The following is a 13070-nucleotide window of genomic DNA, read 5'->3' on the forward strand; positions in this document are numbered from 1 at the left end:
AATGACTAAAGTTCTGTCACTGCTTACCGATACTGTTTGTTCTTCAATAAGTTACCAATACTTATTAATTATTATTTATCCAGGGTTAAGCATGTTCTTTAAAAACTTTAAAATTCGTACAAAGTTAACTATCGCATTTACAACTTTTGTGATGTTAATTATGTTGGGTTCCGGTTTCGCATTAATGGGTTTAAACAGTGCGAATCAAGATATTCATAATGTCGTTGATGATATCTATCCAGCCACAGTCAAAGCCAATTTACTGATTAATAATTTCAATGAATTTATTATATTCCAGCAACTCACTATGCTTGATGAGCAAGGAAGTTTAGCGGCTGAGCAAGAGAGCAAAAAAGCAGAGATCACCGCTAAAGTTGCACAATTGCTGAAAGAATTAGATGAAACCACACACGATGCTGAGTCAAAAAAAATCTTAGCTGAGGTTTATGATATTCGTCAGCAATATATAACCTCTCAAAACTTTGTTGTGAAGGCATTTAATGAAAATAACAGACACGCCGCAGTCAATGAACTGATCACGAAAACTTCCGCTATTCAGTTAAGGTATCGCGATAAAATATTAGAGTTTATCGAATTACAAAATAAAAAGATGGAAGAAGCAGGCAACGCAGTTGAAAGTGACTTTATTGAAAAAAGAATATTTTTAGTATTATTAACTCTTGTCAGTATTGTTGTGGGCAGTATTTTAGGCTGGTTTATTACTAAAGGTATTACTCTCCCATTAGAGAAGGCAATCAACTTTGCAAAAGCCATTGCAAATGGCGATTTAACACAAGAAGTGAAGACTGATTATCATGATGAAGCAGGGATATTATTACGAGCCCTTGCAGAAATGAAAATGCACCTATTAGATGTTGTGCAAAATGTACAAAACGGCGCTGAAAATATTTCGTCAGCAGCAGAGCAAATTACTGCTGGTAGCCAAAACTTAGCGGCAAGAACAGAAGAACAAGCAACCTCCGTAGAAGAAACCGCAAGCTCAATGGAGCAAATGACATCAACGGTTAAAAATACTGCAGAGCATACTCTTGATGCAATTAATGTCGCTGAAAAAACTGAAATCGCTGTGCACCATAATGGCGAAATGATGCTCCAGCTGACAGAAAAAATGAGAGCAATTAATAGCTCATCATCTCAAATGACAGATATTATTAACTTAATTGATGCCATTGCATTCCAAACGAATATTCTTGCACTAAATGCTGCTGTTGAAGCCGCTAGAGCAGGTGAACACGGTAAAGGTTTTGCCGTTGTTGCTGGTGAAGTCAGATTGCTGGCACAAAAAAGTGCAGACTCCGCTAATGATATACGCACTCTTATCGATAATTCATCAACTCAAACACAAGAAGGCATGGAATTAGTTGAGCAAGCTGGCTCACAAATCCAAAAAATGATCACCGATGTTGAAGAGATCAGCGCATTATTACGAGAAATTGGGCAAGCAAGTAATGAGCAAAGCGATGGTATATCACAAATCAATAATGCTATCAGTCAGCTTGATTCAACAACGCAACAAAATGCAGGATTAGTAGAAGAATCCGTGGCTGCTGCAAGTTCACTTAATGAACAAGCACTTAATCTGAATAAATTAGTGAATTATTTCCAGATCCGTCGCGCCTAGTGCACTCTTTAATTCATTTATATATCAAGGCCACTCAATAAGATAAAAGAGTGGCCTTAAAAATAAGGCCGCTGGTTAACGATGTGACTATAATACAGTCAGACAAATTGCAAGTATTATCCTAGCTACAATTTTAAAGTACCAGATAGATAATCCGCAAAACTATCAATAAATACTCGAATGCGTTGACTTACCACTCTATCATTATAATAAACTGCACTAAATGCCAAAGATACTGGGTGTAATTTCTCGCGGAATAATTCGCCCCCCCATCCCTATTGAAGATCCTCTGTCAGTATAAAATCGGATAAACAAGCAATACCTTCACCATTAATACATAAGCGTCTTAGTGTCTCACCACTATTTGATGATACCCCTTCAGGAATATCAAACAATGCTCCAGGTTTAATCTCATCAGTGAATATTGGTGCATTTAATTTAGGTAATGCTATTGGGGCCGTTATTGCTGAATTGCTTTAAAGTACAGTTATAACATTGTCAATTTAAGCGCGACCTTAGTTGGAATTATTGGTTTATTACTGGTTTTTTCTCAATTTAAAGTCAAAAGAGAGTCACAAAAAAGCTTGGCTTACTCTTTACCCCCCTATTCGTACACACTAAAAAAAGGAACCTAGCTCACACTTTGGTTCTTTTTTTTATCTGTAACAACCTCGGTAATAAAATGTAAACAATTTTACCAATATCAGACAAACTGTTTGTATTTGCCAACTTATTTCAGAGGTAATGGCAAGCGTCAAATGTTAAATCCTAAAACATCGCTAACATAATCGCTGATTTCCGTTATCAAAACAGGGCTATTTAATGATGAAAATAATCTTTTCACTATTAATGTTCCCATAATAATCTGGGGATAATGCCACTTATTGTGAGGCAAGATTATAGAGTTAAAAAGAGACAGCAATACATCCACACACTAAAGAAAACATTTCGCTAGAGATTATTACGTAGTTAAAACAAAAATAATTATCTACCAATTCACTTTTTAATCACTTTTTTTCTCCTATATTTGTATGACAATTTTTAAAGTGAAATTAATATCTCATCGAAAAATGAGGCTGTAACTTCAAAAATATTTCACAACCTATCTTTGTTCTATAACAATCAACTTAAACACTTTAAAAAAGGTAACAAATATCATTAAATAAATATTTTTCTATCATTAGAAATAATTTATTTCACACTTTCTGAAGTATAAAAAAGAACAAAAATAAACTTTTCATTTTTATCGATACGATCAAGATCACTTTACCTATACCTTTAGTCGCATAAAATTAGAAAGAAGCATTCTCATTTACTATTTATCTCACTCATTATATTTTCATTATCTACCTGATTTGTATTACAATTAATATTAGCGACAAACCTAGCAATTTCACGACTCTAGAGCTCAAAAGAAGTCAATCATTGATGATAAATTTATATTGTTATTTATTTAAACATTTAATATAAAAATATTAATTTTGTATAATTAAAATTACCAAATTAAGGAATAAAAAAAGAAACCAATAATAATTAATTATAATTTATATAATAGGTAAAAATATTTACACATTAGAACGAAAAATAAAATTATATTTTATCGATAAAAAACAAGAAAAAAACAAGAAAAAAAAACAAGAAAAAATAAGTTAACTTTCAATATAAAAACGAAAAATAAAATCAAATAACAGTATATTAAAGATAAAACAAAATAAAACATAAAAAAAGGGAACAAATATTATAAAAGTAAAATAATAAAAAATTAAAATAATTTAAAAGATTAACTTTAGAATAATTAAATATTAAAATAAAAAACTTTTAGTTTATTTGTTAATTAAATAGCCGCCCAAATAACTCATTAATTTAATTTATGTATATTCTGGGTGTTGATAGCCATTTTCATCATCAAAAATGGCGTTTTAGACTTAAGTTCATCTTTTTATTACATAGCTAAAACTACCAATATCGCTCTTTTTTTCATCTAAAACCAATTTGATAACAACATTAGCAATCTAATTACATTGACAAACATCAAAAAACACGACAATTAACAAGCAAATAATGAGAAAAAAGGAATTTTTTTATATTTGTCACACAATTGATTTTATTCTATTACATATCAATAAATATTCCCTACAATAGCCAACTAATCTAACCTGACAATTTCCTAAGTAATGATATCTTTCATTGTTTAGGTTAGTAACTATCTTTTTTTATTTATGATTTATCGTTTCAGCAAAGTAGAGCTTTAATAAAACCTAGTACCCTACACAATTATATAATGAGCAACTTATAGGTTTGCTAACGCAGTTATAAACGATAAAAATTGCAAACTTAAGGATAAAAATAATCATGTCAGACTACTTATCATTCTTATTAGGCATTGTACCTTTAGCGGTTTTGATTTTTATGATCTTAAAAATGAAATCAGCCGTTCACCATGCTGTGCTTGTGTCTTTAGTGATAACTGTTGCACTTGCTATTTTCCATTGGAACAACACCATTCAATTTGCTTCAGTCTCTGTCCTTTATGGTGCAGTTAAAGGATTGTGGCCGATAATCATTGTGATTCTTGCTGCTATTTATAGTTATAACTTAATGCTAAAAACAGGCGGCATGGATGTACTTAAAGATGTACTCGCTGGAATAAGTGATGATAAGCGAGTACAAGTTCTGCTTATCTCATGGTGTTTTGGTGGCTTTCTTGAAGCAGTTGCGGGTTACGGTACTGCTGTTGCCATCCCTATCGGTATTTTAATTGCACTCGGATTTGATCCTTTTAAAGCCGCCGTTGCCTCTTTAGTTGCTAATACTGTTCCTACTGCGTTTGGTGCAGTCGGTATTCCAGTCTCTATTTTGGCGCAAAATACAGGGCTTGATGTATTAGTACTGAGTAAAACCATTATTATTCAGTTGGGATTATTCAATATCTTGTTACCTTTCGTTATTGTTGCCATTGCGGGTGGCGGAATTAAAGCGATTAAAGGTGTCGGATTTATTACCTTAATGTGTGGTATTAGTACACTAATCCCTCAATATATCGTTGCTGCTAATTTAGGTGCTGAATTACCGGCGTTTGCAGGCAGCTTAGTCAGCTTAATTGTGGTTATTTTCCTTGCTAAACGCATGAAAAACAGTGGTGACAAACAAAAAAATGTCAAAAAGCACACTGGGAAAGAGTTGTTAGTAGCAAGTTCTATTTATCTGTTTACCTTTATCTTTATCTTAGCGTGCTCACCTTTATTTCCTGCGCTCCAAAGCATGGCGGGCGCAATTTCCACAAAGATCCCATTTGTATTAAGTGAAACACAAACGGAATATCAAACTATTGCTTGGTTAAGTACTCCGGGTGTATTGATTATTCTTGCAAGCTTTGTGGGTGGCACCATTCAAGGTGCAAGTATTTCAACACTTATCTCTGTTCTGGTTAAAACCACTATCCAACTGAAAAATTCCATTATTGCTATCACGGCAATCGTAGCGATGGCAACTGTTATGGATTTCAGTGGCATGATTGGCAGTATTGCTGAAACCTTAGTCGATTTCACAGGTGCAGGCTTTATCTTTATTGCTCCAGTGATCGGTGCATTAGGAACCTTTGTAACAGGTAGTGACACCAACTCTAACGTGCTGTTCGGTAAGTTACAAACCAGCGCAGCAGCTAAACTTAATATTGATCCATTCATTCTGGCCGCAGCCAATACCTCTGGTGCAACGGGCGGTAAAATGATTTCACCGCAAAGTATCGCCATTGCTGTTTCAGCGACAAAAATGGATGGTCAAAGCAGTGCCATTATGCGTGAAACCTTAAAATATTGTATTGCTTATATAATTATTCTTGGCGCAAAAATTGGCATTATTTATCACCTAATGAACTAATTAATAAGGAAAAGGGAGCGTGTTTACTCCACTCCCTTCTCCTCTTATAACGAAGCAATAAAAGAATTTTATCTTTAGTAAAAATGACAACATCTGAGCGATGTTTTGGAGTTCGATTAATGAAAGTTAATTTTTATGCGACCTGTCTTGGTGATGTTCTGAAAGCAGATTCAGCCCGAGACACGGTCTTGTTACTTGAAAAATTAGGCTGTGAAGTCTTATTTCAAGAACGCCAAGGTTGCTGTGGTCAGCCAGCGCTTAATAGCGGTTATGTAAATAACGCGAAACCTGCCATGAAATCGTTAATTGAAACATTGGAAGTGAACGACTATCCCATTATTTCACCCGCTGGCTCTTGTACTTATGCCATTAAAGGTTATCCAACTTATCTTGCTGATGAACCTCAATGGGCATTACGGGCACAAGGTGTCGCCGATCGCCTTATTGATTTAACCAGCTTTATTGTTAACACACTTGGTGTTGTCGATGTAGGTGCTCGCCTTCCGGGTAAAGCTGTTTATCACCCATCATGCAGTTTAACCAGAAAGTTAGGTGTTGTAAGTGAGCCTTTAACGCTATTAAAACATGTTGAAGGTCTTGAAATGTTGCCTTTTGCAAATTCAGAAACCTGCTGTGGCTTTGGGGGTACCTTCTCCGTGAAGATGTCTGAAATTTCGGGTGAAATGGTGACTGAAAAAGTAAAACATATTATGGATGTGAGCCCTGATTATGTCATTGGTGCTGACACAAGCTGCTTAATCAACATTCAAGGTCGTTTAAGTCGTGAAAAGCGCCCTGTAAAAGTGTTGCATATTGCACAAGTTTTAATGAGCCAATAAGGGAGCCTGCTTATGTCTATCAAAACCAGTGATATAGATTTCAGACCTCGTCTAGAACATGAAATGAAAGACACAATCATGCGTAATGCGGTTGTTATGGCGCAAGAACGTATTGGGGCTAACCGTCAAATCATGGTGAAGGAGCTAGGTAATTGGGAAGAATGGCGTGATCGCGCTGAACAAATCCGTAACCATGTTCTTGAAAACTTAGATGCTTATCTCTATCAATTGTCTGAAAAAGTGACTGAAAATGGAGGTCATGTTTATTTTGCAAAAACAGCAGAAGATGCCTCTCGTTATATTTGTGAAGTTGCCAAGAAGAAAAACGCGAAGAAGATTGTAAAATCTAAATCCATGGTCACCGAAGAAATTGGGATGAATAAAGCCTTACAAAATGAAGGCATTGAGATCATCGAAACTGACCTAGGTGAATATATTCTTCAATTGGATAACGATCCACCGTCGCATATCGTGGTTCCTGCGATCCACAAAGACCGTTATCAAATTCGTAAAGTATTAAATGAAAAACTCAATTACGAAGGTAGTGAAACACCGGAAGATATGACGCTTTTCATTAGACAACGTATTAGACAAGATTTCCTTTCTGCTGATATTGGTGTCACAGGCTGTAACTTTGCTGTGGCGGAAACAGGTACTGTCTGTTTAGTCACCAATGAAGGTAATGCAAGGATGACCACAACATTGCCTAAAACCCATATAGCAGTTATGGGTATGGAACGTGTAGCCCCCACTTTTGAAGAAGTCGATCCACTGATAACCATGTTATGTCGTAGCGCTGTTGGCTCACGTTTAACCAGTTATAACACTTGGGTGACAGGTCCTCGTGAAGCAGGCAATGTTGATGGTCCTGAAGAGTTCCATTTAGTGATTGTGGATAATGGTCGTTCTGAAATTTTAGGCTCACAATTTAAAGATATTTTACGTTGTATTCGTTGTGGTGCTTGCCTTAATACGTGTCCTGCATATCGTAATATTGGTGGTCATGCTTATGGCTCAATTTATCCGGGCCCAATTGGTGCTGTAATTTCACCACTATTAGGAGGTTATAAAGATTTCCACGATCTCCCTTATGCATGCTCATTATGTAATGCTTGTAATGTGGTTTGCCCAGTCAAAATTCCTTTAGCTCAGTTGATTTTAAAACATCGTCGAGTAATGGCTGAAACAGGTTTAACACCGAAAGCAGAGCGTCGAGTCACTGGTATGTTTAACTACCTCAACTCACACCCAGCTCTTTGGAAAGTGGGTATGAATGTTGGTGCGAAAATGGCGGGATTAATGATCAAAAATGGTTCTACACCAATCAAAATCAGTGTTTTGAATGATTGGATGGAATCGCGTGATCTTCCTAAACCAGATGGTTATAGCTTCCGTAGTTGGTTTAAACGCCATAAAGCAGAAGGAAAAAAATAATATGTTAAACGAACAAAACCGTAATGAATTTCTGCAAACTATTGCTGAAAAATTAGGGCGTCCTATTGCGCATAAGCCACAGCCACAGCCTACGCCGATTAATGATTTAGCGAAAACTCGCTTAACTAATTTAACTCAAGATGAACTATGCAAAGAATTTACTGACTTTGCACAGACTCAAATGGTGAAATGTGTTGTTAGCAAACCTGATGAAGTCATTAATAGCCTAATTGAACTCTGTGAAAGTTATGATTGTAAAGGCTCGGTGGTAATAAGTGGTGATGAGCGTTTAGATGCACTAGGAGTCACAAAAGCGGTTAGCGAAAAGTACGAAACCTATATTTGGGATCCAGCCCTTGGGCGCGAAAACATTGTTTATGCTGAACGATCGCAAATCGGGATTGTTTATGCTGAAGCGGGCTTAACGGAGTCTGGTGGGATTGTTTTATTTTCATCTCCAGAAAAAGGGCGTGCCGTTAGTTTATTACCTGAAACCTCAATTGTTATCCTACGTAAAAGCGATATTTTGCCCCGCGTGGCACAAATTGCTGAACGTCTACATAAGATGGCGCAAGAAGGCGTGAGAATGCCGTCTTGTATCAATTTAATTGGTGGTGCAAGTTCTACGGCAGACATTGAATTGATTAAAGTATGGGGGGTTCATGGCCCTGTTCATGCGGCTTATCTTATTATTGAAGATTGCTAATTCAAAATAAAATAACATTAAAACGATAACAAAATAACTAACAGTTAGAGTCAATCATTGACTCCTAAATCAAACCCAAAAGATAAGTTAATCGCTTTTGGGTTTTTCTCTATTATTCGCCAATTAATTATTCAATAAAACTTTTGCTCTCCATTGATTTAATTTTATTTCGCATGCTAACAAAACATCTCCAGCCCCTGATCCCCCCATTAATAATGCGGATTGTCGTTGACATTCAGCACTTCGAAATTGAATAAAATGCTGCTGAGAACTGGCTAATGCATCAATGGCACTTTTTGCAGCAACAGAGTCAGTATCTTCAAGATCACTCTTACTTTTGTCATAAATGACACTCATTTGCTGCTCTGTCAGTTTTAATTCATCCAGTAAACAAGCCTGCACCGCTGTTCTCGGCTCGTTTGCTGTCACTTCATAACATTTTGCTAAAGGATCGTATTTGCCTTGTGCCGAAGAGAAAAAACTAACTGTAAGTAAGCTACAAGAGATCAGAAATAAACTTATCTTCACGCGAACTCCTTATAGGAATTTATAATAAAATTTATATTCAACATAATGTATTAAATAACTAATATCACATCTATTAGTGCGAACAGCATCATTTTAGGATATATCGTATCTTACTCGATAAATTTAAATTTCAATCAAGTAATAATAAGAAAACATTATTAATGCCTTTTGGGTTTGAACCTATTTTGCTTATTTTTTATTGAAAAAATGTTATTTAACACAATATCAATAGATTAAAACTCAGCCAATAGTTTAAAAATAGATATTTATTACTTCAACTTTGTTTTTTCTTGATAAAATCACAAACTTTCTTATAGGGAAAGAAAGACCAACCTTTTAATTTTTGGCTGTTTTTTTCTTATCATCACAATAGAAAATCCACTTTTTTTGCAGTAATCTCATACCTTTCTTATTGGCAATAATTTTGCCTAAAAACGACCCGTGGTATCACCAATATGCTCTACAAATTTACGCCTATTATTCTTCTAATTATTTCCAACGTTTTTATGACGTTCGCTTGGTATGGTCATCTAAAATATGGCAATAAACCTCTTATTGTTGTCATTATTTTAAGCTGGTTGATTGCGTTTGTTGAATATTGTTTTGCTGTACCCGCAAATCGTATTGGTCATAATTACTACAGTGCAGCAGAATTAAAAACCATACAAGAAGTGATCACATTAACTATTTTCGCTATTTTTTCGGTCACTTACTTGGGAGAAAACTTCACCTTAAATCATTTTATTGGTTTTCTTTTAATTGGTGCTGGTGCCTTATTTATTTTTAAAGGTCCCTTTTAGAAAAGCCTATTAGTAGATATCGTTAACTCGTTTTTTCAGCGTCTCATCTACGCTTCTTTTATTATCGCCTTATCAAAATTGATAAGGCTTTTCTTTATCTAAAACCTGATATTTTGATTATTTTTAATACTATATATACTGTGGTTTTTACAGAGGATTAAATAGCATTACTGCTTACCATTAAGTCACATAGTCTATCTATATATATTTTTCAAAATAATAGTCTGTTTTGTAATAAATATATTCTATATGCAGAAATATTTCTCTTGAAAAATTTTTTTCATTCGGCGCATAATGATTACTCTAAGAGAAGCATCGTTTCTCTGTCTTTTTTTGCTTCTCTTAAGCTACAGCACTCTTAAAACGTGCGTTTTATCCCTTTAACGTCAGATAAAATGGTATCTGGTATGAGCAAACATTCTAACGATTTTATTTATATGCAGGATAATCCCTGTATGCATTGTGGTGCTTGTTGCGCCTATTTTAGAGTTTCATTCTATTGGGCAGAAATGGTAAGTGGTGGAGGTGTGGTTCCTGATGAATTAACAGAACCGTTAACGCCTTTTCTCTCTTGCATGAAAGGAACCAACTCTAAAAAACCACGTTGTGACAAACTGATTGGTGAAGTTGGAGAGTGTGTAAGCTGTTCTATCTACGAACAACGCCCTTCTCCTTGTCGTGAGTTTCAACAATCTTGGGTAAATGGCATTCCTAATGAAGCTTGTGATCGTGCAAGAGCAGCTTATGGTTTACCTCCATTAACTCATACCATCTTGCCTCACACCGCGTAAGACATCAGAGGGGTTAAGCCCCTCCTGATCATTTAATACCATCCAATATATTTATTTTTATAAAAAATAAAATTAAAAAACAAAAAACCATTATTAAATAATACGTTAGTTTGACTTTATTTTTAAATAACCTAGTATATAAGGTAATGAATTAATAACGTGTATTTAGTGAGGTTTTTATTTAAAAATAGCTATAAATTTGGAGGGCATTATGATCAGTAGCTCTTTTTTTATCCTTTTCCTTTCTTTTATCTGTTCTACTGCTGTCGTTAGTATGTTACTCGGTGGCTTAGAGGAATAATTATGAATATTTCTAATGAAAATATTCTCCCCCAGAGATAATGCCCATACTTTAGACAAAATCGGTATGGGCATTATTTTACTTATTGTTTAAATTTCAGATTTATTTTACTGCTGTTACTTCTATTTTCCACAAAAGACTAAACGCTTCAATTTTTCCTCATTCACCTATTTAGTAGGTAAAATGACCAGTTATTTTCCATGAAAATAAAACGTCTTCAGCAACTTGACCAAACCCGATATTATGCATAACTAGGTAGCGTTGGTTATCCCCGCTTTTCTTATCTACGACAATCCCAATATGAGGCCGTCCATTATCTAAACGCCAGCTAACAATATCGCCTGGTACATAATCTTCTGCATTTTTTGTAATCGGTTTTACTTTTCCTTTTCGTGTAAAAAAAACTTCTAAATTAGGAACTCTACGGTGATCTATATTCGTATCAGGTTTATTTAATCCCCACATCCGTTTACTTGGGTAAGCTGAAAAATTTGCTTTAATATCTTCATGCAATAATTTTTGTAAATCGATATCAATGCCACGATAGCTACGAATGATCACATCACTACATACCCCTTTATAGGCTGGTACATCTCCCATTGGGTAATCTATTTTACGATAATCCGCGTCGTAAAATACGGCTCTTGGTAAATCAGCGGCGTACTCCACCAGCTTTTTATTTTGTTCTGAGTTTATCGCTTGGGCACTTGAAAAAGACATAGTGAGTAAGAGTAAAACGCTAATTTTCATTATATTCACCGTGTTCTCCATGAAAAAGTTAAATCCATTATTTACGAAAAGAATGACATTATCTGTTTATACTGATAAAGCACAGCATAAAAATATAAGGGAAGTCTTAATTCGTTTTTAGAGTAGATATAAAAAACCGAGCCACCTTTACGGTAAGCTCGGCTGATAAATAAGAGAAAGAGAACAAGTAAGAAAAAATGGTTTAATTCAACACAATATGGCTTTTACGACGTAAACTTGCAAAGAGCATGTAAATTGCCGTCACTAATAACACCACAAAGAAGAAGTTCATAATGCCGTTATTGGCTTGTGCCATAAACATACCCGCCCCTAAAGGTCCAATTGCAGAACCAATGCTATAACTTAATAGCATTACTTGTGTAATAGCGACAATATAGCTCGCATTCACATGATCACACGCTAATGTAATAGCGATAGGATAAAGAGCAAAAGAAGACATTCCCAATAGCGCCAGTGCAATAATAAGCACTATATAATCGCTAGAAAGATATGTCAGTCCCATAGCAAACACACCCACTAAACACATCATCGCTAATAACAGTGTTTTGCTTATCATCACAGACAATTTGCTAATAATAGGCTGAACCACCATGCCGCCTAAAATAATCGCTGCCATCAACACACCTATTTGGTCTGTTGTAAATTGCCCTTGATTTAAAGCCAATGGCATCATGCCATAAATACTGCCCATCACAACGCCAGACACCATACAGCCTACTAAAGCCGCTTTATTTAATCGGCTCATCTGCTTAAGTGACAAACTTTTATGATCGTGCCCTTGTGGTTGCCCTTGTTTAAAAAACAGAGGTGGTAATACGGCGATTAATAATAAACCTAATACCGCCATAAATGGGATAGCACCTTGTGCACCAATTGCACCAATCGCCAATTGCCCTAATGTTGTTCCCCCATAAAGCGAGGTCATATAAAAACCTAGACGTTTAGCTCGCTCTTTAGGGTTATCGCCAATTAATAGCCATGATTCGACAACAACAAATATACCTGCAACTGCCATGCCACCAATAAAACGCAATACCATCCACGCAGATAAATAAGGCATTAAAGGCAACACACCGACAGTCACTGCCAGTAATAATAAAAATACAACGAAAGAAAGACGATGCCCTATTCTTGCAATAATAGGTTCTATCATGACTGAACCTATTAATAATCCAATAAAATAAATACTTGCTAACCAGCTAGCATAGAGTGTGTCCATTCCAAAACTGCTCATAGACAGTGGAATTAAACTCATTAAATAGCCTGACGCGATAGCAAATACCGTTAACCCAGCCACAGGTACTAATGTACTGTCGCCTTGGCGTACCAAAGTAGTGTTCTGTTTCACTACCCTCGTCTCCACAATCAAAACGGTTGAT

10 protein-coding genes are annotated in these 13070 nt (G+C 35.5%); 7 read left to right on the forward strand and 3 right to left on the reverse strand.

Going from position 1 to position 13070, the window contains the following annotated elements; translation table 11 throughout:
* Window positions 1–91: 91 nt before the first annotated feature.
* From GWJ01_RS07610 to GWJ01_RS07630, 5 genes are all read left to right on the forward strand, one after another.
* Window positions 92–1642, forward strand: a complete 1551-nt coding sequence (locus tag GWJ01_RS07610; RefSeq protein WP_109402570.1) for a methyl-accepting chemotaxis protein — start codon at window positions 92–94, stop codon at window positions 1640–1642.
* 2352 nt (window positions 1643–3994) lie between these two features.
* Window positions 3995–5521 (forward strand): L-lactate permease, encoded by a 1527-nt coding sequence (locus tag GWJ01_RS07615; protein WP_109392932.1) that lies wholly within the window; start codon window positions 3995–3997, stop codon window positions 5519–5521.
* A gap of 119 nt (window positions 5522–5640) precedes the next feature.
* A complete protein-coding gene (locus GWJ01_RS07620; protein ID WP_099659343.1) occupies window positions 5641–6360 on the forward strand; it encodes a (Fe-S)-binding protein in 720 nt (239 codons plus the stop codon).
* Between the two features lie 12 nt (window positions 6361–6372).
* A complete protein-coding gene (locus tag GWJ01_RS07625) occupies window positions 6373–7794 on the forward strand; it encodes a LutB/LldF family L-lactate oxidation iron-sulfur protein (protein WP_075670932.1) in 1422 nt (473 codons plus the stop codon).
* A 1-nt stretch (window position 7795) separates the two neighbouring features.
* Complete coding sequence (locus tag GWJ01_RS07630) at window positions 7796–8500, forward strand: LutC/YkgG family protein (protein ID WP_109402571.1); 705 nt, start codon at window positions 7796–7798, stop codon at window positions 8498–8500.
* 123 nt (window positions 8501–8623) lie between these two features.
* Here the strand turns inward: GWJ01_RS07630 and umoC are convergent, their stop codons facing one another.
* Window positions 8624–9028, reverse strand: a complete 405-nt coding sequence (umoC, locus tag GWJ01_RS07635; protein ID WP_109392930.1) for a lysozyme inhibitor LprI family protein — start codon at window positions 9026–9028, stop codon at window positions 8624–8626.
* A gap of 455 nt (window positions 9029–9483) precedes the next feature.
* On the opposite strand from umoC, the gene GWJ01_RS07640 reads away from it, so the two are divergent.
* Window positions 9484–9828 carry a DMT family protein gene (locus GWJ01_RS07640; protein WP_006533623.1) on the forward strand — a complete coding sequence of 115 codons (345 nt, stop codon included), beginning with the start codon at window positions 9484–9486 and terminating at the stop codon, window positions 9826–9828.
* Window positions 9829–10235: 407 nt separating this feature from the next.
* Window positions 10236–10619 (forward strand): YkgJ family cysteine cluster protein, encoded by a 384-nt coding sequence (locus GWJ01_RS07645; RefSeq protein ID WP_088496001.1) that lies wholly within the window; start codon window positions 10236–10238, stop codon window positions 10617–10619.
* Between the two features lie 472 nt (window positions 10620–11091).
* Here GWJ01_RS07645 and GWJ01_RS07650 read toward each other — a convergent pair whose 3' ends face one another.
* Together GWJ01_RS07650 and GWJ01_RS07655 are read right to left on the reverse strand one after the other, a co-directional pair.
* On the reverse strand, window positions 11092–11670 hold the full coding sequence (locus GWJ01_RS07650) for a DUF1287 domain-containing protein (RefSeq protein WP_227003179.1): 579 nt from the start codon (window positions 11668–11670) through the stop codon (window positions 11092–11094).
* Window positions 11671–11872: 202 nt separating this feature from the next.
* A complete protein-coding gene (locus tag GWJ01_RS07655) occupies window positions 11873–13039 on the reverse strand; it encodes an MFS transporter (RefSeq protein WP_109392927.1) in 1167 nt (388 codons plus the stop codon).
* Between the last annotated feature and the right edge of the window lie 31 nt (window positions 13040–13070).

The organism is Proteus sp. G2618 (assembly GCF_009915995.1).
Taxonomy (GTDB): domain Bacteria; phylum Pseudomonadota; class Gammaproteobacteria; order Enterobacterales; family Enterobacteriaceae; genus Proteus; species Proteus terrae.